This is a genomic window from Pseudomonas sp. Z1-29, assembly GCF_051131995.1.
GTDB lineage: Bacteria > Pseudomonadota > Gammaproteobacteria > Pseudomonadales > Pseudomonadaceae > Aquipseudomonas.
On sequence record NZ_CP071645.1, the window covers coordinates 1,323,978 to 1,348,278 of the forward strand.

Annotated in this window: 26 protein-coding genes; 20 read left to right on the plus strand and 6 right to left on the minus strand. The window is 59.9% G+C overall.

Going from position 1 to position 24,301, the window contains the following annotated elements; translation table 11 throughout:
* Positions 1–23 precede the first annotated feature (23 nt).
* The 6 genes from tilS (at position 24) to ispD (ending at position 6,700) form a co-directional block, all read left to right on the plus strand.
* Entirely contained in the window at positions 24–1,349 is a 1,326-nt protein-coding gene (tilS, locus tag J3P84_RS06170) for a tRNA lysidine(34) synthetase TilS (protein ID WP_434628713.1), read from the plus strand.
* A 274-nt stretch (positions 1,350–1,623) separates the two neighbouring features.
* On the plus strand, positions 1,624–3,255 hold the full coding sequence (locus J3P84_RS06175; protein ID WP_434572132.1) for a CTP synthase: 1,632 nt from the start codon (positions 1,624–1,626) through the stop codon (positions 3,253–3,255).
* A gap of 4 nt (positions 3,256–3,259) precedes the next feature.
* A complete protein-coding gene (gene kdsA, locus J3P84_RS06180; RefSeq protein ID WP_041022908.1) occupies positions 3,260–4,105 on the plus strand; it encodes a 3-deoxy-8-phosphooctulonate synthase in 846 nt (281 codons plus the stop codon).
* A 154-nt stretch (positions 4,106–4,259) separates the two neighbouring features.
* Positions 4,260–5,549, plus strand: a complete 1,290-nt coding sequence (gene eno / locus J3P84_RS06185; protein WP_258631378.1) for a phosphopyruvate hydratase — start codon at positions 4,260–4,262, stop codon at positions 5,547–5,549.
* 168 nt (positions 5,550–5,717) lie between these two features.
* Positions 5,718–5,996 carry a cell division protein FtsB gene (ftsB, locus tag J3P84_RS06190; protein WP_003184873.1) on the plus strand — a complete coding sequence of 93 codons (279 nt, stop codon included), beginning with the start codon at positions 5,718–5,720 and terminating at the stop codon, positions 5,994–5,996.
* Positions 5,993–6,700, plus strand: coding sequence for a 2-C-methyl-D-erythritol 4-phosphate cytidylyltransferase (ispD, locus tag J3P84_RS06195; RefSeq protein ID WP_434572134.1), 708 nt, complete (start codon positions 5,993–5,995; stop codon positions 6,698–6,700). The genes ftsB and ispD overlap by 4 nt, the downstream gene beginning before the upstream one ends.
* Positions 6,701–6,850: 150 nt before the next feature.
* On the opposite strand, the gene J3P84_RS06200 is transcribed toward ispD, so the two are convergent.
* Positions 6,851–7,747, minus strand: coding sequence for a LysR substrate-binding domain-containing protein (locus J3P84_RS06200; protein WP_092330626.1), 897 nt, complete (start codon positions 7,745–7,747; stop codon positions 6,851–6,853).
* Positions 7,748–7,854: 107 nt separating this feature from the next.
* Here J3P84_RS06200 and J3P84_RS06205 point away from each other — a divergent pair, with 107 nt between their 5' ends.
* The 8 genes from J3P84_RS06205 to rpoS all read left to right on the plus strand — a co-directional run bounded on the left by J3P84_RS06205 (position 7,855) and on the right by rpoS (position 14,993).
* The gene (locus J3P84_RS06205; RefSeq protein WP_214915574.1) at positions 7,855–8,967 is read left to right on the plus strand and encodes an S-(hydroxymethyl)glutathione dehydrogenase/class III alcohol dehydrogenase; all 1,113 of its coding nucleotides are present in this window, start codon (positions 7,855–7,857) and stop codon (positions 8,965–8,967) included.
* Positions 8,968–8,975: 8 nt separating this feature from the next.
* Complete coding sequence (gene fghA, locus J3P84_RS06210) at positions 8,976–9,821, plus strand: S-formylglutathione hydrolase (RefSeq protein ID WP_434628716.1); 846 nt, start codon at positions 8,976–8,978, stop codon at positions 9,819–9,821.
* A 43-nt stretch (positions 9,822–9,864) separates the two neighbouring features.
* Positions 9,865–10,338, plus strand: a complete 474-nt coding sequence (ispF, locus tag J3P84_RS06215; protein ID WP_305499111.1) for a 2-C-methyl-D-erythritol 2,4-cyclodiphosphate synthase — start codon at positions 9,865–9,867, stop codon at positions 10,336–10,338.
* On the plus strand, positions 10,335–11,393 hold the full coding sequence (truD, locus tag J3P84_RS06220; protein ID WP_434572140.1) for a tRNA pseudouridine(13) synthase TruD: 1,059 nt from the start codon (positions 10,335–10,337) through the stop codon (positions 11,391–11,393). Before ispF ends, truD begins: the two co-directional genes overlap by 4 nt.
* Positions 11,381–12,130: a 5'/3'-nucleotidase SurE gene (surE, locus tag J3P84_RS06225; RefSeq protein ID WP_305499115.1), complete on the plus strand. Its 750-nt coding sequence runs from the start codon at positions 11,381–11,383 to the stop codon at positions 12,128–12,130. The genes truD and surE overlap by 13 nt, the downstream gene beginning before the upstream one ends.
* A gap of 41 nt (positions 12,131–12,171) precedes the next feature.
* Positions 12,172–12,807 carry a protein-L-isoaspartate(D-aspartate) O-methyltransferase gene (locus J3P84_RS06230; protein ID WP_161796107.1) on the plus strand — a complete coding sequence of 212 codons (636 nt, stop codon included), beginning with the start codon at positions 12,172–12,174 and terminating at the stop codon, positions 12,805–12,807.
* 226 nt (positions 12,808–13,033) lie between these two features.
* Entirely contained in the window at positions 13,034–13,879 is an 846-nt protein-coding gene (locus tag J3P84_RS06235; RefSeq protein ID WP_305499117.1) for a peptidoglycan DD-metalloendopeptidase family protein, read from the plus strand.
* A 106-nt stretch (positions 13,880–13,985) separates the two neighbouring features.
* On the plus strand, positions 13,986–14,993 hold the full coding sequence (rpoS, locus tag J3P84_RS06240; RefSeq protein WP_003198289.1) for an RNA polymerase sigma factor RpoS: 1,008 nt from the start codon (positions 13,986–13,988) through the stop codon (positions 14,991–14,993).
* A gap of 488 nt (positions 14,994–15,481) precedes the next feature.
* Here rpoS and fdxA read toward each other — a convergent pair whose 3' ends face one another.
* The 5 genes from fdxA to J3P84_RS06265 all read right to left on the minus strand — a co-directional run bounded on the left by fdxA (position 15,482) and on the right by J3P84_RS06265 (position 20,202).
* Positions 15,482–15,805: a ferredoxin FdxA gene (fdxA, locus tag J3P84_RS06245; protein WP_003184854.1), complete on the minus strand. Its 324-nt coding sequence runs from the start codon at positions 15,803–15,805 to the stop codon at positions 15,482–15,484.
* A gap of 144 nt (positions 15,806–15,949) precedes the next feature.
* Positions 15,950–18,517, minus strand: a complete 2,568-nt coding sequence (gene mutS, locus J3P84_RS06250) for a DNA mismatch repair protein MutS (RefSeq protein ID WP_434628719.1) — start codon at positions 18,515–18,517, stop codon at positions 15,950–15,952.
* 229 nt (positions 18,518–18,746) lie between these two features.
* Entirely contained in the window at positions 18,747–18,914 is a 168-nt protein-coding gene (locus tag J3P84_RS06255; protein WP_305499122.1) for a hypothetical protein, read from the minus strand.
* The gene (locus J3P84_RS06260; RefSeq protein ID WP_434628722.1) at positions 18,911–19,669 is read right to left on the minus strand and encodes a zeta toxin family protein; all 759 of its coding nucleotides are present in this window, start codon (positions 19,667–19,669) and stop codon (positions 18,911–18,913) included. The genes J3P84_RS06255 and J3P84_RS06260 overlap by 4 nt, the downstream gene beginning before the upstream one ends.
* 257 nt (positions 19,670–19,926) lie before the next feature.
* Positions 19,927–20,202 carry a DUF6124 family protein gene (locus J3P84_RS06265; protein ID WP_434628724.1) on the minus strand — a complete coding sequence of 92 codons (276 nt, stop codon included), beginning with the start codon at positions 20,200–20,202 and terminating at the stop codon, positions 19,927–19,929.
* Positions 20,203–20,750: 548 nt separating this feature from the next.
* On the opposite strand from J3P84_RS06265, the gene J3P84_RS06270 reads away from it, so the two are divergent.
* From J3P84_RS06270 to J3P84_RS06295, 6 genes are all read left to right on the plus strand, one after another.
* Entirely contained in the window at positions 20,751–21,485 is a 735-nt protein-coding gene (locus J3P84_RS06270; RefSeq protein ID WP_305501185.1) for a LexA family transcriptional regulator, read from the plus strand.
* 460 nt (positions 21,486–21,945) lie between these two features.
* Entirely contained in the window at positions 21,946–22,116 is a 171-nt protein-coding gene (locus tag J3P84_RS06275) for a Com family DNA-binding transcriptional regulator (protein ID WP_434572148.1), read from the plus strand.
* Positions 22,117–22,131: 15 nt separating this feature from the next.
* Positions 22,132–22,713, plus strand: a complete 582-nt coding sequence (locus J3P84_RS06280) for a DUF642 domain-containing protein (RefSeq protein ID WP_434628726.1) — start codon at positions 22,132–22,134, stop codon at positions 22,711–22,713.
* Positions 22,714–22,776: 63 nt separating this feature from the next.
* Positions 22,777–23,127 carry a phage holin family protein gene (locus J3P84_RS06285; protein ID WP_434628728.1) on the plus strand — a complete coding sequence of 117 codons (351 nt, stop codon included), beginning with the start codon at positions 22,777–22,779 and terminating at the stop codon, positions 23,125–23,127.
* Positions 23,128–23,173: 46 nt separating this feature from the next.
* Entirely contained in the window at positions 23,174–23,686 is a 513-nt protein-coding gene (locus J3P84_RS06290) for a hypothetical protein (RefSeq protein WP_434628730.1), read from the plus strand.
* 3 nt (positions 23,687–23,689) lie between these two features.
* Positions 23,690–24,301 (plus strand): phage baseplate assembly protein V, encoded by a 612-nt coding sequence (locus J3P84_RS06295; RefSeq protein WP_434628732.1) that lies wholly within the window; start codon positions 23,690–23,692, stop codon positions 24,299–24,301.

Here is a 24,301-nt window from a genome sequence, read left to right on the forward strand (position 1 = left end):
TGTTTGTGCCCAGGCTGACTCCTATGAACTCCAGCGCGGATCTGCCAACCCGGCTCCTCACCCAACTATCCCCCTGGCGCAACGCCGCCACCTGGCGCATCGCTTTCTCCGGTGGCCTCGATTCCACTGTCCTGTTGCATCTGCTCGCGACCCTTTCGAAAAACCATTCGTTGCCTGCGCTGAGCGCCATCCACGTCCATCATGGCCTCCAGGCTGTGGCCGATGCCTGGCCTGAACATTGTCATCGGGTTTGCGCAGCCCTTGGCGTGGCTCTGGAGGTGGTCAGTGTGCAAGTCCGCCCCGGCGCCAGCATCGAACGAGCCGCCCGTGACGCGCGGTATGCGGCGTTCATTGCCGCGACGCAGGGCAACGAAGTGTTGCTCACTGGCCAGCATCGTGATGATCAGGCAGAAACCCTGTTGTTTCGTTTGCTGCGCGGGGCAGGGGCGAGGGGCTTGGCGGCGATGCCCCGGCAGCGTCCCTTGGGCCAGGGGCACTTGTTGCGGCCATTGCTCGACGTGTCCCGGGCAGAGTTGGAGAATTACGCGGCGGAGCAAGGCCTGGACTGGATCGAGGATCCCTCCAACAACGATCTCCGGTACGCGCGCAATTATCTGCGCCAGCGGGTCTTCCCGCTGTTGTCCGCGCAGTGGCCCCAAGCGTCGTTGACCCTGGCCCGCAGCGCCGCGCATTTGAGCGAAGCCCAGGGCTTGCTGGACGAGCTGGCGCAGCTCGATCTGCACCGCGCCCGCATCCCGGGCGCATTCGACTGGCTCGGGCTGCAGTCGCTTGAACTGCCGCCGTTGCGGGCCTTGTCGCCCGCCCGACAGCGCAATGCGCTGAGTCATTGGCTGGCGCCGCTGACGACCCTTCCCGACAGCGATCATTGGGTCGGCTGGGACTCACTGCGTGACGCGCAAGAGGACGCCCGCCCGATCTGGCGACTGGCCGGCGGCGAATTGCACCGGGCCGGCGCAAGAGTCTGGTGGTTATCCGACCACTGGCTGCGCCCGGTCTCGGGCTCCGTAGCCTGGGCGCGGGTTGATCAGCCCTTGTCATTGCCCGATAACGGCAGGGTGATCCTGCGCGGCAAGGGCCCCGTCGGCCCACTCTGTATTCGTTATCGCCAAGGCGGCGAAGTGCTTGACGTTCCCGGCCGTGGTCACCGTGATCTCAAGCGCCTGCTCAATGAAAGCGGCCTGCCGGCGTTCGTCCGCGGTCGATTGCCGCTGCTTTATCAAGGTGAACAATTATTGGCGGTGGCCAATCTGGCCGGGCTCGACGCGCAGGCCGATGGCAGTTGGCAATTGATCTGGACGCCAGGAAGCCAAGATCTGGGTTTGAGCTGAAAGGGGCTTTCCGGTAGACTACGCTCCCTTCTTGATACAACTTCTGTGGATTCGCCTGAATTGCAGGAGTTGCCGATTACCAAGCAGTCTTTGCTGGGCGATTCCAAAAAATGTGTAGCGAGCAACGTACCGGTGATTTCACCTCCGGTCTGTCCCGACGCGGCGGTTTTTTTGAAAGGTGCACTGTGATTAATGCAGGTGATCGGGGGCTTCGGCCTTCCTTCGCTCTCCCCGGCGGCTCGGACCGCTTTAACGCAGACTTCTAGGGTTTTTCATGACGCGCTACATATTCGTCACGGGCGGTGTTGTTTCTTCATTGGGGAAAGGCATTGCCTCGGCTTCATTGGCGGCCATCCTGGAGGCGCGGGGACTTAAGGTCACCATGCTCAAGCTGGACCCGTACATCAACGTCGACCCGGGCACCATGAGCCCGTTCCAGCACGGTGAAGTGTTCGTCACCCACGACGGCGCCGAGACCGACCTGGACCTGGGCCACTACGAGCGGTTCATCCGCACGACCATGACCCAGAACAACAACTTCACCACCGGCCGTGTCTACGAGCACGTGTTGCGCAAGGAGCGTCGGGGTGACTACCTGGGCGCGACCATCCAGGTCATTCCGCACATCACCGACGAAATCAAGCGCCGCATCATCAAGGGTGCCGGCGACGCCGACGTGGCGATGGTCGAGATCGGCGGTACCGTGGGCGACATCGAATCCCAGCCGTTCCTTGAGGCCATCCGCCAGCTGCGTTTCGAAATCGGCGCCAAGCGCGCGATGCTGATGCACCTGACACTGGTTCCGTACATCGCTACCGCCGGTGAAACCAAGACCAAGCCGACCCAGCACTCGGTCAAGGAGCTGCGCTCCATCGGCCTGCAGCCGGACGTGCTGATCTGCCGCTCCGACCACCCGATCGATATTTCCTCGCGCCGCAAGATCGCCCAGTTCACCAACGTTGAAGAGCGTGCGGTGATCGGCCTGGAAGACGCCGACACCATCTACAAGATCCCCGGCATCCTGCATTCCCAGGGCCTGGATGACTTCGTCGTCGAGCGCTTCGGCCTGCAATGCGCCAGCGCCGACCTGTCCGAATGGGACGCGGTCGTCGATGCCAAGCTGAACCCGGAGCACGAAGTCACCATCGCCATGGTCGGCAAGTACATGGAGCTGCTGGACGCTTACAAGTCGCTGATCGAGGCGATGAGCCATGCCGGCATCAGCAACCGCACCAAGGTCAACCTGCGCTACATCGATTCCGAAGATATCGAGAACCAGGGCACCGGCCTGCTTGAAGGCGCCGATGCGATCCTCGTGCCGGGCGGCTTTGGCCTGCGGGGCGTGGAAGGCAAGATCACCGCGGTGCAATACGCTCGCGAGAACAAGGTGCCTTACCTGGGTATCTGCCTGGGCATGCAAGTGGCCGTCATCGAGTTCGCGCGTAATGTGATGGGCTGGAAGGACGCCAACTCCACCGAATTCGATCGCGCCAGCGGCCACCCGGTCGTGGGCCTGATCACCGAGTGGGAAGACGCCACCGGCTCGGTCGAAGTGCGTACCGAAACTTCCGATCTGGGCGGTACCATGCGCCTCGGTGCCCAGGAATGCCTGCTTGAAGCTGGCTCCAAGGTGCACGATTGCTACGCCAAGGACGTGATCGTCGAGCGTCACCGCCACCGCTATGAAGTCAACAACAACCTGCTGCCACAACTGATCGAAGCCGGCCTGAAAATCTCCGGCCGCTCCGGTGACGGTGCGTTGGTTGAAGTGGTCGAGGCCGCGGATCACCCGTGGTTCGTCGCTTGCCAGTTCCACCCGGAGTTCACCTCGACACCGCGTGACGGTCATCCGTTGTTCAGCGGTTTCGTCAAAGCCGCTTTGGCTCAACACCAGAAGAAGGCATAAGACCATGGCCCAGAAGATCATCCGCGTCGGCGACATCGAGATTGCCAACGACAAACCCATGGTGCTGTTCGGCGGCATGAACGTGCTTGAAAGCCGCGACATGGCAATGCAGGTCTGTGAGGAATACGTCAAGGTCACCCAGAAACTGGGCATCCCTTACGTGTTCAAGGCCAGCTTCGACAAGGCCAACCGTTCATCCGTGACTTCCTACCGTGGCCCGGGCCTGGAAGAGGGCATGCGGATCTTCCAGGACATCAAGCAAGCGTTCGGCGTGCCGATCATCACCGACGTGCACGAGCCTGACCAGGCCGCGGTTGTCGCCGAGGTCTGTGACATCATCCAGCTGCCGGCCTTCCTGTCGCGCCAGACCGATCTGGTGGTCGCGATGGCCAAGACCGGCGCGGTGATCAACATCAAGAAAGCCCAGTTCCTCGCGCCCCAGGAAATGAAACACATCCTGAGCAAGTGCGAAGAGGCCGGCAACGATCAACTGATCCTCTGCGAGCGCGGTTCGAGCTTCGGCTACAACAACCTGGTGGTAGACATGCTCGGCTTCGGCATCATGAAGCAGTTCGAGTACCCGGTATTCTTCGACGTCACTCATGCGCTGCAGATGCCCGGTGGTCGGTCCGATTCCGCCGGCGGTCGTCGCGCCCAGGTAACCGACCTGGCCAAGGCCGGCATGAGCCAGTCCTTGGCGGGCCTGTTCCTAGAAGCCCACCCTGATCCGGACAACGCCAAGTGCGATGGCCCTTGTGCCCTGCGCTTGAACAAGCTGGAACCTTTCCTGTCTCAGCTCAAGGCGCTGGACGAGCTGGTCAAGGGTTTTCCGACGATAGAAACCGCGTAACACGGCTTTCTCCGGTAAAGTACCGCTCGATAAACGCTCTGGCCTGCGGGCCGGGCGTTATCGTCGGCGAGCCTGCCCGCTGCTCTGTACCCGCCGACGGTAAAAGATTTCCTCTCGCTGCGTCGTTTTCGTCAACTTTGGAGTGTTCACAACAATGGCAAAAATCGTCGACATCAAAGGTCGTGAAGTTCTCGACTCCCGTGGCAACCCCACTGTCGAAGCGGACGTGCTTCTCGACAACGGCATCATCGGCAGCGCCTGCGCGCCGTCCGGTGCTTCCACTGGCTCGCGCGAAGCGCTGGAGCTGCGTGATGGCGACAAGAGCCGTTACCTGGGCAAGGGCGTGCTGAAAGCCGTCGCCAACATCAACGGTCCGATCCGCGACCTGTTGCTGGGCAAGGACCCTGCCGACCAGAAAGCCCTCGACCAGGCCATGATCAAACTCGACGGTACCGAAAACAAAGCGACCCTGGGCGCCAACGCGATCCTCGCCGTTTCCCTGGCCGCCGCCAAGGCTGCCGCCCAGGACCAGGACCTGCCGCTGTACGCGCACATCGCCAACCTGAACGGTACCCCGGGCGTCTACTCGATGCCGGTGCCGATGATGAACATCATCAACGGCGGCGAGCATGCCGATAACAACGTCGACATCCAGGAGTTCATGGTCCAGCCGGTTGGCGCCAAGTCCTTCTCCGAAGGCCTGCGTATGGGCACCGAGATTTTCCATCACCTCAAGGCTGTGCTGAAGGCCCGTGGCCTGAGCACCGCGGTTGGCGACGAGGGCGGCTTCGCGCCGAACCTGGCGTCCAACGAAGACGCGCTGAAAGTGATCTCCGAAGCCGTGGCCAACGCTGGCTACAAGCTGGGCACCGACGTGACCCTGGCCCTGGACTGCGCGGCCAGTGAGTTCTTCGAAGACGGTAAATACAATCTGTCCGGCGAAGGCCAGGTGTTCACCGCCGAAGGTTTTGCCGACTACCTCAAGGGCCTGACCGAGCGCTACCCGATCATCTCCATCGAAGATGGCCTGGACGAGTCCGACTGGGCTGGCTGGAAAATCCTCACCGACAAGATCGGCGAGAAAACCCAGCTGGTGGGTGACGACCTGTTCGTGACCAACACCAAGATCCTGAAAGAGGGCATCGACAAGAAGATCGCCAACTCGATCCTGATCAAGTTCAACCAGATCGGTACCCTGACCGAAACCCTGGAAGCCATCCAGATGGCCAAGGCTGCCGGCTACACCGCGGTCATCTCCCACCGTTCCGGTGAAACCGAAGATTCGACCATTGCCGACCTGGCCGTGGGTACTGCTGCTGGCCAGATCAAGACCGGTTCCCTGTGCCGTTCCGACCGCGTTTCCAAGTACAACCAACTGTTGCGTATCGAAGAGCAGTTGAATGGCAAGGCCAAGTACAACGGCCGTGCCGAGTTTCGCGGCTAAGCGGTAAATGGTAAAAAGACAGCGGATTGTGTCGCAAAGGTCGCCAAGGCGGCGGTTTTGCCTCTAATCTGATGCCTTATCAAGCACAAGCCTGGATTTTCCAGGCTTCGTGCTATCAGACCTTCAAGTTTGGCATGGCGGTCTTTTTTCACTGGATACTGATATTCGATGCGCAGTCCCAATTGGTTGTTTCTTGTCTTGCTTCTCTTGCTGGCCGGCTTGCAGTACCGCCTGTGGGTGGGTAATGGCAGCCTGGCGCAAGTGGCCGACCTGACTCAGCAAATTGCCGACCAGCACGCTGAAAACGAGGCGCTGCTGGAGCGTAACCGGGTAATGGACGCCGAAGTGACAGAGCTGAAAAAAGGCATGGAGACCGTTGAAGAGCGGGCTCGACATGAGCTGGGCATGGTCAAGGAGGGCGAAACCCTCTACCAGTTGGCCCAATGAGTATTCGTTTGCCGGCCTTCTGGGCCGTGATTCCTGCCGCGGGCGTTGGTGCCCGCATGGCCGCGGACCGTCCCAAGCAATATCTGCAGCTGGGCGGACGTACCATTCTCGAACACAGCCTTGGCTGCTTTCTCGACCACCCAACCGTCAAGGGCGTGGTGGTCAGCGTTGCACAGGATGATCCTTACTGGCCGACACTGGCCTGCGCCAGCGATCCTCGAATCCAGCGTGTGGACGGCGGTGAGCAGCGTTCCGATTCGGTGCTCAATGCCTTGTTGCACCTTCATGAACACGGCGCCGACGATTTCGATTGGGTGCTGGTGCATGACGCCGCGCGGCCCAATCTGGCGCGGGGCGATCTCGACACATTGCTCCATGAGCTGGCGAACGATCCGGTCGGAGGACTATTGGCAGTGCCCGCCCGCGATACGCTCAAGCGCGTCGACAAGCATGGCCGTGTGCTGGAAACAATTGATCGCAGCGTGATCTGGCAAGCCTACACGCCACAGATGTTCCGCCTCGGCGCCTTGCATCGGGCCCTGGCCGACAGCCTGGTGGCGGATGCACTGATCACCGACGAAGCTTCGGCCATGGAATGGGCGGGGCAGGCGCCTCGGTTGATCGAAGGGCGATCGGACAACATCAAGGTCACCCGGCCGGAAGACCTGGAGTGGTTGCGCCAGCGTTGGGCGAATCGGCATTGAGCGCTGGAGGCGTCTTCCTGACCGTCTTCGCGAGCAGGCTCGCTCCCACATTGGATCTTCAGTCGCCATGAATGTTGGGTACAACCAGAAACCTCTGTGGGAGCGAGCCTGCTCGCGATAGCAATTGCTCAGGCAACACAAAAGCCACGGTCACCCCCGATACTCCGGCCGCTCAGCCAACCCCTCCTTCAAGTAATCCACCAACTTGCGCACCTTGGGCGACAGATGTCGCTGCTGCGGGTACAGCGCCCAAACCGCCGTATTCGGCGGCTGATGAGCCTCCAGCAAAGAGATCAGCGCACCGCTGTGCAGATGTTCAAGCACGTAATAATCCGGCAATTGGCACAAACCCACCCCTTGCAGCGCCGCATCAAGCACCGCTTGCCCACTGTTACAACGCCAGTTTCCCTGCACCCGTTGAGAAAATTCCCGCCCGTTCTGCTCCAGTTGCCAAATGTCGGAGCTGCCGATGAGGCAGTTGTGACGGCTCAGTTCCGACACGCTGTGGGGCCGACCGTAGCGTTCCAGATAGGACGGTGAAGCGCAGAGGTACATGCGCCGCGGCGCCAGGCGTGTCGCGACCAGGCGCGAGTCCTGCAGGCGGCCGAGGCGAATCGCCAGATCAAGGCTTTCGTGAACCAGGTCCAGTGGGCGATTGCTCAGTTCGATGTCTACTCGCAGTTGCGGGTACAGCCCCATGAACCGCGTCACCAGTGGCACGATAAAACGCTCGCCGTAGGCCACGGCGCAGGTCATTCGCAGCATGCCCTTGGGTTCGCTGGTGAGATCACCCACCGCCCGCAGCGCTTCCTCGCGTCCGTCCTGCAGGCGTTGGCAATGCTGCAGAAAAGTCTGACCAGCCTCGGTGAGGGTCACCCGCCGGGTACTGCGATAGAGCAATCGTGTCTGCAGACGCTCTTCCAGCCGTACGATTTGTCGACTGATGTGAGAAGACGAAACCCCAAGGCGCTCGGCCGCCGCGGTGAACTGGCTGCATTCGGCCACGGCGACGAACTCGTCGATGCCTTCCCAGCGATTGTCAGACATGGAAGATTGTCCCTATACGGCAATAATGTTTTGCTTTTGGTTGGATTATTCATCGTTCGGCGAAGGATTACACTCCCGGTCTTGTTTTTATTTGCCGGAGAATCCGAATGATCAAGTCGCGCGCCGCCGTTGCCTTCGAGGCCAAGAAACCCCTGGAAATCGTTGAAGTCGACGTCGCCATGCCGAAAGCCGGCGAGGTGCTGTTGCGCGTGGTGGCTTCGGGCGTTTGCCATACCGACGCCTACACGTTGTCGGGCGCCGACCCGGAGGGGATCTTCCCGTCGATCCTCGGTCATGAAGGCGGCGCGATCGTCGAGGCCATTGGCGAAGGCGTGACTTCGGTGGCGGTGGGTGACCATGTGATTCCGCTGTACACACCGGAGTGCGGCCAGTGCAAATTCTGCAAGTCGGGCAAGACCAACCTGTGTCAGGCGATTCGCGCCACCCAGGGCAAAGGCCTGATGCCGGACGGCACTTCGCGCTTTTCCTACAAGGGCGAGACAATTTTCCACTACATGGGCACTTCGACGTTCTCTGAATACACCGTGCTGCCGGAAATCTCCGTAGCGAAGATTCCAAAAGAAGCGCCGCTGGAAAAAGTCTGCCTGCTGGGCTGCGGTGTCACCACCGGCATCGGCGCCGTGCTCAACACCGCCAAGGTCAAGCCAGGGGACACCGTGGCAATCTTCGGCCTGGGCGGCATCGGCCTGTCGGCAGTGATCGGCGCGGTGAAAGCCAAGGCCTCGCGCATCATCGCCATCGACATCAACCCGGCCAAGTTCGAGATCGCCAGGCAGCTCGGCGCGACCGATTGCGTCAACCCGAAAGACTTCGATCGCCCGATCCAGGAAGTCATCGTCGACATGACCGATGGCGGCGTGGACTTCTCCTTTGAATGCATCGGCAATGTCCAGTTGATGCGCGCCGCGCTGGAATGCTGCCACAAGGGCTGGGGCGAGTCGGTGATCATCGGCGTGGCCGGGGCCGGCCAGGAAATTGCCACCCGTCCATTCCAGCTGGTGACCGGCCGCGTCTGGCGCGGTTCGGCCTTTGGCGGCGTGCGTGGTCGCAGCGAGTTGCCAAGCTATGTGGAAATGGCCGAAAAGGGCGAGATCCCGCTGGATACTTTCATCACCCACACCATGGGCCTGGAAGATATCAACAAGGCATTCGACCTGATGCACGAAGGCAAGAGCATCCGTACCGTTATTCATTTCTGAGGTCGGTCATGAGCCTGGAAAACATCTCCTGCCAGAAAAGCTTCGGCGGCTGGCACAAACGTTACCGCCACCGTTCCGAAGTGCTCGGTTGTGACATGGTCTTTGCCGTCTACCTGCCGCCGCAAGCCGAGCAGGGCGGCAAGCTGCCGGTGCTGTACTGGTTGGCCGGACTGACCTGCACCGATGAAAACTTCATGCACAAGGCCGGTGCCCAGCGCATGGCCGCCGAGTTGGGGCTGATCATCGTCGCGCCGGACACCAGCCCCCGCGGCGCCGACGTGCCGGGCGATCCGGACGGCGCCTGGGATTTCGGCCTGGGCGCGGGTTTTTATGTGAACGCCACGCAGGATCCTTGGGCGCGGCACTATCGGATGCATGATTATGTGGTGCAGGAATTGCCGACCTTGGTCGAAGCACATTTCCCTGCCTCGGATAAACGCGGCATCAGCGGTCATTCCATGGGCGGCCATGGCGCGCTGGTCTGCGCCTTGCGCAACCCTGGGCGTTACCGTTCGGTGTCGGCTTTTTCACCAATCAACAACCCGATGGATTGCCCGTGGGGGCAGAAGGCTTTTTCCCGTTACCTGGGGGAAGACCGCTCGAAATGGCGTGAGTGGGATGCCTGTGCATTGATTGCCGAAGCGCAGGAAAAGCTGCCACTGCTGGTGGATCAGGGTGACCGCGATGATTTCCTGGCCAATCAGCTCAAGCCCGAAGCTTTGCAGCAGGCGGCCAAAGCGGCCGGTCATCCGCTGGAGTTGCGCTTGCAACCAGGCTACGACCACAGCTATTTCTTCATCGCCAGCTTTATTGATGAACACTTGCAGCATCATGCGCGCGCTCTGAACGCCTAATGCAGGTAGAATCACGCCCTGACAAAAATCGGGGCGTTTTTTTATGCGTATTGGCCACGGCTACGATGTTCACCGTTTCGCTGAAGGCGACTTCATTACTCTGGGCGGCGTGCGTATCGCACACGGCTTCGGGCTGCTTGCGCATTCTGACGGTGACGTGTTGCTGCACGCCTTGAGCGACGCTCTGCTCGGCGCGGCTGCCCTGGGCGACATCGGCAAGCATTTCCCGGACACCGACCCGCAATTCAAAGGCGCTGACAGCCGTGTACTGCTGCGCCACGTGGTCGCGTTGATCCACGCCAAGGGCTGGGTCGTCGCCAATGTCGACAACACCATTATTGCCCAGGCCCCCAAGATGGCGCCGCACATCGAAGCGATGCGCCAGCGGATTGCCGAGGATCTCCAGGTTGAGCTGGACCAGGTGAACGTCAAGGCCACCACGACCGAGAAGCTTGGTTTCGTTGGTCGCGAAGAAGGCATCGCCGTCCATTCCGTCGCCTTGTTGCAGCGCCCATGACCGAACTGGAACTCTTGGGCCCGCGGGCCTACGGTGAGACATTGGGCCGTGCGGTACTGAAGGCTACCGCCGAGGATTTCCAGGTCGACGAAGTGCTTGATATCCCGTTGTCCGGTGATGGCGAGCATCTGTGGATCTGGGTGGAAAAACGCGGCTTGAATACCGAGGAGGCTGCCCGGCGAATCGCCAAGGCCGCCGGCGTTCCTTTGCGCACGGTCAGCTACGCCGGGCTCAAGGATCGTCAGGCCCTGACCCGGCAATGGTTCAGCGTGCAATTGCCCGGCAAGGCCGACCCAGACCTGTCGACGGCAGAAAACGATACGCTGAAGATCCTCAAGACCGCACGCCACAGACGCAAGCTGCAGCGCGGCGCGCACTCGGCCAATGGCTTTACCTTGCGCCTGACCCAATTCTCGGGCGACAAAGAGGCTATCGAGACACGTCTGCAACACATCGCCCTTCAAGGCATTCCGAATTATTTTGGTGCCCAGCGCTTTGGCCATGACGGCGGCAACGTCGTCGATGCCCGTGCCTGGGCGGCGCGCAAGGCTTTGCCGGAGCAGCGCAACGTGCGTTCTCGGCTGTTGTCCACCGCGCGCAGCTTTCTGTTCAACCGGGTGCTGGCGGCGCGAGTCGCCGACGGTACCTGGCGGCAAGCCCAGGTGGGCGACTTGCTCGCCTTTACCGACAGCCGCAGTTTTTTTCCAGCCGGTGAGGCTGAGTGCAGCGATCCGCGCCTGGCCATTCTCGATCTGCACCCGACCGGGCCGCAGTGGGGCGAAGGACCTTCGCCCGCCGCCGGGGCAACCTTCGAATTGGAGCAAGCCATCGCCGCGGACGAGGCCGATCTGCGGGACTGGTTGATAAACGCGGGAATGAGTCACGAACGTCGCATCCTGCGACTGCCCATTGGCGGGCTGTCGTGGCATTATCCCTCGCCTGACATTCTGCAATTGGAATTCGTCCTGCCGGCCGGATGTTTCGCCACTGTCTTGGTGCGCGAACTCGTCGATCTGGTGCCGGTGGGGCAGACGGACAGCCCATGCGTATTCTGATTTCTAACGACGACGGGGTGACAGCACCCGGTCTTGCCGCGCTTTATGCTGCGCTGGCGGATTTTGCCGAGTGCGTGGTCATCGCCCCGGACCAGGACAAAAGCGGCGCGAGCAGCTCGCTGACGCTCGACCGTCCGCTGCATCCCTGCTACCTGGACAACGGTTTCATCAGCCTCAACGGTACGCCGACCGATTGCGTGCACCTGGGCCTGAACGGCCTGCTGGAGCGCGAGCCCGACATGGTGGTTTCCGGGATAAACCTGGGGGCCAACCTGGGCGATGACGTACTGTATTCCGGAACGGTCGCCGCCGCCCTGGAAGGTCGTTTCCTCAACCATACGTCGTTTGCCTTTTCGTTTGTTTCACGGCAGGTCGACAATTTGCCCACTGCCGCCTACTTCGCCCGCAAACTGGTGCAGGCCCACGGCGAGCTGGACCTGCCGCCGCGTACGGTGCTGAACGTGAATATCCCGAATCTGCCGCTTGATCATATCCGTGGCATCCAGCTCACTCGCCTGGGTCACCGCGCCCGGGCTGCCAGGCCGATGCATGTCGTCGACCCGCGCGGCAAGGCCGGGTACTGGATCGCCGCCGCCGGCGATGCCGAAGACGGCGGGCCTGGCACCGACTTCCATGCAGTGATGCAGGGCTATGTCTCGATCACACCCTTGCAGCTCGATCGCACTTTCAACGATGCCTTTCGAAGTCTCGATGGCTGGCTGGAGGGGCTGCGCTGATGGGTCGTGAACAAGACGATATGCTGCGCCGCGGAATTGGCATGACCTCCCAGCGGACTCGGGAACGGTTGATCCAGCGGCTGTACGAAGAAGGCTTGTCCAACGCCCAGGTGCTCGAGGTGATTCGCCGTACGCCGCGTCATCTTTTCGTCGATGAAGCGTTGGCCCATCGCGCCTATGAAGACACGGCGTTGCCGATCGGCCACAACCAGACCATTTCCCAGCCCTACATGGTGGCTCGCATGAGCGAGTTGCTGCTGGAGGCGGGGCCGCTGGACAAGGTGCTGGAGATCGGCACGGGCTCGGGTTACCAGACCGCGGTATTGTCGCAGTTGGTGGAGCGGGTGTTTTCCGTGGAGCGAATCAAGGTCCTGCAGGATCGCGCCAAGGAGCGCCTGGTGGAGCTGAACCTGCGCAACGTGGTGTTTCGCTGGGGCGACGGTTGGGAAGGCTGGCCGGCGCTGGCGCCTTATAACGGCATCATCGTCACGGCCGTTGCCACCGATGTTCCCCAGGCTCTGCTGGACCAACTCGCTCCCGGCGGGCGACTGGTGATTCCGGTGGGTGCGGGCGAAGTCCAGCAACTGATGTTGATTGTGCGTGAAGAACACGGTTTTTCACGACACGTCCTCGGGGCGGTGCGTTTCGTGCCGTTGCTCAACGGGCCATTGGCCTGAGCATTTATAGACAGACGCTGAATTCCGGGGCACGACATGTGTCTTACGGCAGCAGCTGTTCGACAAGCGCTGGTTTGCCAAACAGCGTTCAACAGCGTCGAGCAAACGTGTGCGGCAGCTTTTCGCGCTTCCTTTATAGAAGCGTGGTGTCGGCTCGCCACGGGGCAATATTTCTGCCTGGACAGGCAGTGTGCAATTTTTTCAGCCACCACAAAGGGAGCGGCGGGTGAGTCTCACAGTCATTGCGCAGCGTATGGGTATCACGAGCTTCAAGCGCCTGGTGACTGGCCTTCTCTTGAGTACCTTGCTGGTCGGTTGTTCCAGTACTCCGTCGGGTAATGTCCGGGTGGTCGATCGCAACAATGCGACACCGCAGCGGCCTACAGTGACGACCGGTCAGTATGTAGTCCGTCGCGGCGATACGCTGTTTTCCATCGCGTTTCGCTACGGCTGGGACTATAAAGCCCTCGCGGCTCGCAACAACATTCCTGCGCCTTATACGATCCATCCGGGTCAGACAATTCGCTTTGACGGTCGCAGTGCCTCAACGCCTACCGCGGTCGTGACGCAGTCGGGTTCGACCCCGTCATCCTCGAGCAAAACCACGGTTATCCGTCGTCCGGCCGGTGCCGCAACGGCGACTGTACCGTCCGTCGCGAACAAGCCGGCACCCGCTCCGATGCCTCCGGCGGGCCCCGCCCCGACCGGCTGGGGATGGCCTTCTAATGGCGTTCTCATTGGAAAATTCTCTTCAAACGGTAGTTTGAATAAAGGAATTGATATCGCCGGGGATTTGGGACAGCCTGTTTTGGCAGCGTCTGATGGCACGGTCGTGTACGCCGGGAGTGGTTTAAGGGGCTACGGCGAACTCGTGATCATCAAACACAGCGATACCTACGTCAGTGCCTACGGTCACAACCGCAGGCTGTTGGTTCGGGAGGGGCAGCAGGTCAAGGTCGGACAGACAATTGCCGAAATGGGCTCAACGGGTACGGATCGAGTGAAACTGCATTTTGAGATTCGCCGACAAGGTAAACCTGTGGATCCGCTGCAATTCCTGCCACGTCGTTGATTTGCTTGTCAGCCTGTTCCGTCGCGTAGAGGGAACAGGCTCCAGCGTTGCCAAGGATAAAGGCGTCGCTTGAGCTTGAGGTCGAACTCACCAAAGGACTATAACAATGGCTCTCAGTAAAGAAGTGCCGGAGTTTGACATCGACGATGAGGTCCTCCTTATGGAGACCGGCATCGCTATGGATTCGATGTCGAATGATGAAGGGGCGACTCCACCTTCCGTTCGTGCCAAATCCAAACACTCCGCTTCACTTAAACAACATAAGTACATCGATTACACCCGGGCGCTGGACGCCACTCAGCTGTACCTCAACGAAATCGGCTTCTCACCATTGCTCTCCCCCGAGGAAGAAGTTCATTTTGCGCGCTTGTCGCAAAGTGGCGACCCGGCGGGTCGAAAACGCATGATTGAAAGCAACCTGCGCCTAGTGGTGAAAATCGCCCGACGCTACGTCAATCGTGGGCTTTCGCTGCTGGACCTGATCGAAGAGGGCAACCTGGGCCTGATTCGCGCCGTCGAGAAGTTCGACCCTGAGCGCGGCTTCCGTTTCTCGACCTATGCGACCTGGTGGATCCGCCAGACCATCGAACGGGCGATCATGAATCAGACCCGGACCATCCGGCTGCCGATCCACGTGGTCAAGGAGCTCAACGTCTACCTGCGAGCCGCCCGCGAGTTGACCCAGAAGCTCGATCACGAACCTTCACCCGAGGAAATCGCCAACCTGCTGGAAAAACCGGTGGGCGAGGTCAAGCGCATGCTCGGTCTCAACGAGCGGGTCTCATCGGTTGACGTTTCACTGGGGCCAGACTCGGACAAGACGCTGCTCGACACCCTTACCGACGATCGTCCGACCGATCCATGCGAGTTGCTCCAGGATGATGACTTGTCCCAAAGCATCGACCAATGGCTTTCGGAGCTCACGGACAAGCAACGGGAAGTGGTGATCCGCCGCTTCGGCTTGCGCGGTCATGAAAGCAGCACCCTTGAAGACGTGGGTCTGGAGATTGGTTTGACCCGTGAGCGGGTCAGGCAGATCCAGGTCGAAGGCCTCAAGCGCCTCCGGGAGATCCTGGAGAAGAACGGCCTGTCTAGCGAGTCGTTGTTCCAGTAAATCAGGCAAGCGCAGCAGAGAAAGCCCCGACTGAGTTCGGGGCTTTTGCTTTTGCCGCAGAGAGAACTTCTCATCAGCCCATTTTGTAGCTTCAGTTTGTAAGCTTTTGCCTAGTGTTACGTAAGCGTTCGGTTCCACGACGATGGGACAGATTGCTAATAAAGCGTTTCATAAACATGCAACTAACTGTTTTTAAAAGATTTTCATAAGTGTGAATGGCTCGTGACAGTGCCGGCGGAGCGCCGCCGAGGCATTGCACTCGTTTGGGAAAACACTAATATCAATCCTGTGTCGACGGACAGACACACCCGTCAAGGACGATGGGACAGGAAGGACATCGCAGGACGCGATTCATCAGGACGATGAAAAGGATTAAAGGGATTATGGAAAAAATGTGGGCGGGTCAAACCGCCCCTTTTTTTTGCCCGCGATTTTGTTCCAGGCAGCAAAAAGGCCCGCAAGGGGCCTTTTCAGCGAACGCTGGGTAATCAGCGTTCCAGGTCTGCGATCTTGCCAGGCTTGCCATCCCATTCTTCGGCGTCGGGCAGGGCGTCTTTCTTCTCGGTGATGTTCGGCCAGATATCCGCCAGTTCGGCGTTCAGCTCGATGAAGTTTTCCATACCGGCCGGCACTTCGTCTTCCGAGAAAATGGCGTTCGCCGGGCATTCCGGTTCACACAGGGCGCAGTCGATGCACTCGTCCGGATGAATGACCAGGAAGTTCGGGCCTTCGTAAAAGCAGTCCACCGGACAGACTTCTACGCAGTCGGTGTACTTGCACTTGATGCAGTTGTCGGTGACGACGAAGGTCATTTCTAATTCTCTCCTCAGGCGGCTGCGGCGAAGCCCCATCACGGTAGGGGTCGCGAGGTTCGGGAGCGATTGTCTGCAAACCCAGGCTAATAGGCCACAGCATCCCAAACCGCGCGAGATTCTAACAGCTTGAAAGCCTGTGCGTTAGACCCGTGTCTTCAATGTATAGAGTAAATCCAGCGCCCGGCGCGGGGTCATGTCGTCGAGGTCGAGCTTGGCCAGTTCGTCGAGCACCGGATGCGGCAGGCTGGCGAACAGGTCGCTTTGCTGCGGCGCGGCCGGTTTGCCTTTGGTCGGGCGCGGTACCTCGTGCGGCAAGCTGGTGGTCTCCAGGCGACTGAGGTGCTCGCGAGCGCGGGTGATGACGTCGCTCGGCACACCGGCCAGTTGTGCCACCGCCAGGCCGTAGCTCTGGCTGGCCGGGCCGGGCAGTACGTGGTGAAGGAACACGATGCGTTCGTTGTGCTCGGTGGCGTTGAGGTGGACGTTGGCCACCAGCGGCTGGCTCTCCGGCAACACCGTCAATTCGAAATAGTGCGTGGCGAACAGCGTATAAGCGCGCAACTGGGCCAGACGTTCAGCGGCCGCCCAGGCCAGGGACAGGCCGTCGAAGGTGCTGGTGCCGCGACCGACTTCGTCCATCAGCACCAGGCTGCGCTCGGTGGCATTGTGCAGGATGTTCGCGGTTTCGCTCATTTCCACCATGAAGGTCGAACGCCCACCGGCCAGGTCATCGCTGGAGCCGATCCGGGTGAAGATCCGGTCCACCAGGGACAGTTCGCAACTGGCCGCCGGGACGAAGCTGCCGATGTGAGCCAGCAGCACAATCAGCGCGGTCTGGCGCATGTAGGTGGATTTACCGCCCATGTTCGGACCGGTGATCACCAGCATGCGAGTATTGTCGTCCAGGCTCAGGTCGTTGGCCACGAACGGCGTGGTCAATACCTGCTCGACCACCGGGTGACGACCCTGGCTGATGCGCATGCACGGCTCGCTGACGAAGCGTGGGCAATTGAGGTCCAGGTTCAGCGCGCGTTCGGCCAGGTTACTCAACACGTCCAGTTCCGCCAGGGCGGCGGCGGTGTCCTGCAACGGTGGGAGCTGGCTGATCAGGTCTTCGAGCAGCGCTTCGTAGAGCATCTTTTCCCGGGCGAGGGCACGACTCTTGGCTGACAGGGCCTTGTCTTCGAAAGCCTTGAGTTCCGGCGTGATGAAACGCTCGGCGCCCTTGAGGGTCTGGCGGCGAATGTAATCGGCCGGGGCTTGCTCGGCCTGCTTGCTCGGCAGCTCGATGAAGTAGCCATGGATGCGGTTGTAGCCGACCTTGAGGTTGGCAAGGCCGGTACGGGCCTTTTCCCGGGCTTCGAGGTCGATCAGGAATTGGCCGGCGTTTTCGCTCAGCGATTGCAGCTCGTCGAGTTCGGCGTCGTAACCGGTTTTCAGCACGCCGCCGTCCCGAATTACCGCTGGCGGATTGTCGATAATGGCTTTTTCCAGCAGCGCGGCCAGTTCCGGGTAGGTGCTGGTGGTGCACGCCAGCTGCTGCAGGTGAGGTGCTTCAAGGTCGGTCATCGCCAGCTGAAGTTCGGGCAGCGCGCCGAGGGCGTCGCGCAGGCGCGCCAGGTCGCGAGGACGGGCGTTGCGCAGGCCGATCCGCGCGAGGATCCGCTCGATATCGCCGATTTCCTTGAGCTGCGGTTGCAGCTGCTCGAAACGATACCGGTCCAGCAGGCAAGTAATGGAAGACTGGCGTGCTTGCAGTACCGTCAGGTCCCGCAGCGGTCGGTTCAGCCAGCGGGTCAGCAGGCGGCTGCCCATGGCGGTCTGGCAGCGATCGACTACCGATTGCAGGGTGTTATCGCGGCCACCGGCCAGGTTGGTGTCCAGTTCCAGGTTGCGTCGGCTCGCGCCGTCCAGCACGACCGTGTCATCCAGGCGTTCGTGACGCAGGCTGCGCAGATGGGGCAGGGCGGTGCGCTGGGTTTCCTTGGCGTAGGCCAGCAGGCAGCCGGCGGCGCCGATGGCCAGGGTCAGGTTCTCGCAGCCGAAGCCCTTGAGGTCCTGGGTGGAAAACTGCTGGCAGAGGCTTTTCAACGCCGAGTCGCGCTCGAAATCCCACGGCGCCCGGCGACGTACGCCACGGCGTTTTTCCGCTGGCAGGTCTTTGGGCCAGTCATCCGGGATCAACAACTCCACCGGATTGACCCGCTCCAGTTCCGCCAGCAGGTTTTCCCAGCCCTTGATTTCCAATACCGAGAAGTTGCCGCTGGTGATGTCCAGCACGGCCAGGCCGAACAGGCGCTCGTCGCCGAGGACGGCGGCGATCAGGTTGTCCCGACGTTCATCCAGCAATGCCTCGTCACTGACTGTGCCCGGGGTGATGATCCGCACGACCTGGCGCTCCACCGGGCCCTTGCTGGTGGCCGGATCGCCGACTTGTTCGCAAATCACCACGGACTCGCCCAGCTTGACCAGTTTCGCCAGGTAGCCTTCCGCCGCGTGGTAAGGAATCCCACACATCGGAATCGCCATGCCCGCCGATTGCCCACGCGCCGTCAGGGTGATGTCCAACAGCTTGGCGGCCTTCTTCGCGTCCTCGTAGAAGATCTCGTAGAAGTCGCCCATGCGATAGAACATCAGCTGATCGGGGTGCTGGTTCTTCAGGCGCCAGTATTGCTGCATCATCGGTGTGTGGGAGGACAAGTCGTTCACGGCTGTATTCATGGGTGTCAGGCAAAGCTCGTTGAAAGGTGTGGGGCAAAAGGAGGGGCATCGGCCCGGCTTTTCCGCGATGGGCGCAAGGTTAACATGGGCGGTCTGGTGCGACCCAGGGATGAGTGGCTTCGATTGTTGTCCCAGAATGTGGCGGAAAACCCTCTGGCCAGGTAAATCTGGCAACAAAAAGCCCGACATGTAGTCGGGCTTCTCTTGAATTTTGATATCAGCCTCGTTTCGCCTCGGCCTGCATCATCACCAGGTTTTGCTGCTTGGTAGCCTCTGTCAAAACCTCGCTATAAACACGTTTTTTTTGGTCCGATTTAGCATTACGAATAAAATCGGCAAAGGTGCTTTTGGTTCCTTTGGACAAGCCCAGCTTGATCGAAATCATAGGTGCCCTCCTGATGGTGGCTCGAGCATGGCCTCTAGGTCGGCCCGCGTGTGTTGCTCAGGGATATGGTAGTCAATTTTATCGACACCAGCTTTGTAAAGTCGTCCCGAATTGTCGATATGTTTGAGTAACAGGTCCACATGGACATCGCCGCGATACTCTAGCTTAAGCGCGTTCACTACGTCACGTGCGGCGAAATATTGCTTGATGAAATGTTCTTTGCGGATCCTCCTGCCTTCGGCCGCCTCGCGAGCATTAACGAATCCCCAGGCGAGTACAGGCGACTGATATACATAAAGAATTTGTACGAATCGGCCTTTTCTCAAGGAGCGATCTACGTTTCGTCTTGCTACGTCTATGTTGGAAAACGTTCCATCAAGGATGAAGGACTGCCTTTGATCCAATGCGAAATCCAACATTTTATCGACCAGAATCGAAACTCCTCCCTGAAAAAGCCAGGAGTTTGCTCCAGCGTAAGCTGGAAACTCGCTTCGTAGCTCATCTGCGTCTATGCGTAGGATCGCTGAATCTGCGAACAGATTCACCAACGCTATTGATGCCTCGGTTTTACCGGCGCCCGGAGAGCCTGCCATAAAAACTGACACGGGCGCTTCCTCTGGCGGATAAAGAGCCTTATCTGTCAGTCGCTTCGCGATTGCTTTTTTATTGGACCGAGCGAAGCGCAATGCGTCTTCATGGACGGCTTGGTCTGCTGAGGCCAGTAGCCGGCTGCGTGTATCGGCATTCTCCGTCATTAATCCGATCCCTTTTCGATGGTCTGACTGTTTGTATCGAACTCCCCAGGCCTCTTTGTGCTTATTGCTGCCCATTTATAGTTGATAACGACGTGGCGGGGGAGCTTGCTCCCGCTTTGGGGGCGCAGCGGCCGCTAGAAACGGGGTAACCGCGTAACCCGGCGGGAGCAAGCCGCCTCGCCATAGGGGGTTGTCCTTCTTGAATGAACAGCCTGGCGACATGCAGGCTTTTTTTGTTCTCGTCGAATCGGCCTGTTTTATCTGGGATCCACCACATCCAATGCCCGATTCGCCAGCAACTGGCTCAGCTCGATCATCTGGAGGATCCCTAGGGCGATATGTCGTCGCGAGCCTTCCAGGTCAAACGCGAGATCGCTGACCATGGCGTTGGCCGAGGCCAGGGTTTCGCTGAGGTTGGCGAGCAGGCATTCGGTGTCGATGTTGGGAGCAATTAGATAGAGGGTATCGGACCTTTCCTCGTCGGCTTTTGGCTTGAGGTCTTCGTCCGGGGAGTTGGGTGTGTGCTGGGGCATCTTTTCGGATCCTTGAGGTTGAGCCACCACTCACTCGCGACTAAACGAGGGGTGGCAGCTGTACGCAGGTTAGTCGACCGGGGATCCAAGGAACCGGCGCGCCCGAGGGCGCCCTGCGCACAGCTACCATCAAGTGCAGGGATATGAGTTCCTGACTGAATGGAGCAATGAGCGCCTTGGAATGCCGAGCGACTAAACCCGATCACTGATGGGCAGTGACAAGATCAAAAGTACCGGTGGGGCCCAAGGCGCACAAGCCGGCGGATTCTGGCGTAGTTGTAGGCAGAGGCGCAAGGCAACGTAGTCTCGCGATGCGCATTTGAAGGACGGGGTGGGAGGTTTTTCCTAGAACTGTGTAGGGCAAATCCCGTGGCGAGGGAGCTTGCTCCCGCTGGGCTGCGCAGCAGCCCCTTTTGTGAGCGCTGCGCACTCAAGCGGGAGCAAGCTCCCTCGCCACAAAAGCATCTGGCAGAGCTTAAGCACAGTGTTTGCATATTTATGCAAAACAGCATTTGTCTTCCGCGAAAAGAACAAGCATTATGCGCGTTATGCAAAAACGCAACGTTTCTACCGTATTAAGAGCATTGCTCGATCAGCACGGGATCTCCCCCACGGAGCTTCACCGGCGTACCGGCGTGCCTCAGTCCACCCTCTCGCGGATCCTCAGCGGCAAGATCGTCGACCCTTCGGATAAACACATCTCGAAGATCGCCGAATATTTCGCTGTGAGCACCGACCAGTTGCGCGGGCGGGTCGACGTTGCGCCTGCCGGCAACAGCCGCCGCGAAGAGCCACATTCCGAACTCAAGGACATAAGCCTGTGGGACGATGACACGCCCGTCGAGGAAGACGAGGTGTCCGTTCCTTTTCTGCGTGAGGTTGAATTGGCTGCTGGATCAGGAAGATTCGTCATCGAGGAAAGCGAGCGCTCAAGCCTGCGTTTCGGCAAGCGCAGCCTGCGCCACAACGGCGTGCAGTTCGACCAGGCCAAGTGCGTGACGGTGCGCGGCAACAGCATGTTGCCGGTGCTGCGCGACGGCGCCACGGTCGGGGTGAACGCGGGCAAATGCGGGATCGGCGACATCGTCGACGGTGACCTCTACGCCATCAACCACAACGGCCAACTGCGGGTGAAGCAGCTTTACCGCCTGCCAACCGGCATCCGCCTGCGCAGCTTCAACCGCGATGAACACCCGGACGAGGACTACACCTTCCAGGAAATGCAGGACGAGCAGATCGTCATCCTCGGTCACGTCTTCTGGTGGGGCATGTACGCCCGTTAACCCTTCCGCTGTCAGATAAAACCCGCCGTCGTGCGGGTTTTTTTTCGCCTCCTGGACACCTTCAAACCCGGTACTTACGCGGCCTCCATGCATTTGCGCATTCCTTGTGCATAAATAAATGCATTTACGCATTGACTGTATATGCATCCGTGCATATTCTGTGTCCAAGCCGCTCGACAAAGCGGCTGGCAACAAAGCTCTTTAGTTCCACCAACAGGCAGCGATGAACCGGCCTTAACGGTTCAGAGGGTTGGCAACTGACCCGGGTGTGCAGCGTAAAGCACCAGAAGCAGTTATCCGGCGGGCAGGGACCGCGGTCGGAGGAACAATTTGAATGGATCCGTACCGCGCCAGTCGCGCCGAAAGATCAAGCGCATTACTGAAAAGCCTGGGCGACCGGGCTTTTTGGAATGCCTGTGCCGCGAGGCACTTCAAACCGCCGCCAGTGGGAGGGCTTTAAATGCTGAAGGATTTCAGATGCGGTCACTGCAAAAGACTTCTGGCCCGCATGGGCGAGAACACCGAACTCCAGATCAAGTGTCCCCGTTGCGGGACATTGAATCATGTGAAGGCCGTTGAGCCTCGAGTGAACGCCGGCGAGCAATGTATCAACCGTGCAATCAATCACTAACTCAACAGGTGGATCATGAATCGTTTCAAGAAATACGCTACCCCGCTGATGCTCTGCGGCGTCCTGTTCGGTGTCGGAGGCAACGCTGTTGCTGCCAACCTTCTGGTCAACGGTAGCTTCGAACAACCAGGCTGCAGCGCAAGTTGCATATTGAATACTCCAGCGCAAGCCAACTTCATTACGGGTTGGACGACGTTCCTGTCTGGAGCCGAGTATTTCAACCTGCCCGCTTCGATTGGCGGTTCCCTGGCGGCGGATGGCGTCGTAATTGTCGACTTGGCTAACTATATCTATAGCAACGGCGGCGGCATTCAGCAGAACTTTGCAACCTCCGTTGGCGCCAAGTACCGCTTGACCTTCAGCGCAGGTAATTCGCGTTACGCAAGTCGTTCCGGTGAAGGTGTTATCCAAATAAAAGTGGCGGGCCAAAGTGTCACTTTCAACACCCCTTCAGCAAAAGGTAGAGCTGTTGAGTGGAGCACTATTACGTATGACTTCATCGCGACCTCGCCTCAGACAACCCTGGCTTTTTCCAATGAGCAGAATCCGTATGCCAACTATGCCTTTATCGACAACGTAATCGTTGAGCGACTGTAGAACGTTATCTGGCTGTCCAGGCCTGCCCCCCGTTCTTTCATCCATCTCCCCAGGAAACGAGACATGACAAACGAGCAACAAGCGTTGCTGGACATGCCGATCTGGCTGGTCATCGTGCTCGCCCTGGTGGGCGGGGTGACTGGCGAGATGTGGCGTGCCGACAAGGAGGGCGCCCGTGGCTGGTCACTGCTGCGGCGCCTGGCCCTGCGCTCCGGCGCCTGCATGATCTGTGGCGTCTCGGCGATCATGCTGTTGTACGCCATGGGCCTGTCGATCTGGGCCGCCGGTGCCTTCGGTTGCCTGACCGCGATGGCCGGGGCTGACGTGGCCATCGGGCTTTACGAGCGTTGGGCCGCCAAGCGGATTGGCATCAGTGAGCTACCGCCGCGCGATTCCCGTTCCGACCCACATTGATTCCCACTGCTGATCTTCGTGCCGCCATAAAAAACAGGAGGCCTTGATGCCTGCCGTCCTCGAAAAACCTTCGCAGCTGTTGACCGCCATTGCCGAAACGTTGCGAACTGCCATGCCTGGCTTGAACGTCGGGAGCCTCCAGGATTTCAACGACATTGGCGACCCGCCCTGGGTGTTGCTCGCCATCGAGCGTGATGCGGTGGGCCAGCGTTCCAGCGAAGGGCGAATCGCCCATGCCCTGACGGTTTCCCTGCAAGTCGTGTCGTCTGGAACGGCGTCGACAGCGTGCGACCTGGGCTGCGAACTGAAGCAGCGTGTCGTCGACAACCGCTGGAATCTGCCGGGTGATCAATGCGACCCGCCCACGTACATCGATGGCGTCGCGTCGACCTTTGGGAGCGAAACCCGCGCGTACGCCGCCTGGACCCTTTCATTCATCCAGACGCTGTACCTCGGCCCGACATTGCTGGAGGACCCGCTGGGTATTCCGAAATTCGCCCGTACCTGGGAAGTCTCGGACATCGACGACCCGGACCAATACACCGCGCTCGAGGGCTGAGCCATGTTTGATGCGCTGTTACAGATGCATCTGGCGCCGATCATCGAGCGTCTGGCGCAGATGGAAACCGAGTTTGAGGACCTGCATCGGCGTGCAGAGAGTTTTTGCCGCATCGGCGTTTGCCAGGAAGTCGATGCGGCCAGCAACACTTGCAAGGTCAGTCACGGCGGGCTGGTGACGCCGGCGATCCGTTTTTTCAACCCGAGCGCCGGCGCCCAGAGCGAGTCGCGGATTCCGTCCGTGGGCGAGCAATGCCTGCTGTTCAACCATGGCGGCGGCGACAGCGGCGGACAGACGGTGGCGTTGTTCGGCCTTAACGGCGGCCAGTTTCCACCCGTCTCGACCCAGGCCTCGCTGACGCGTCGCCTCTATCAGGACGGCACGGAAAACGGCTACGACCACGCCAGTCATGTCCTGCATTGGGAAAACGGCCCGGCGACGTTCAGCGGTTCCCGTGAATCGCTCCAGTTGAGCATTGGCCCGGCGCGATTGGCGATGACACCCCAGGCCATCGAGTTGCAGCTGGGCGCCGGCGGTTTGCGTATCGACGCGACAGGCGTGCATTTCAGCGGCCCGCTGGTGGATCACCAGGGACGCGTAATCAGTACCGCATAA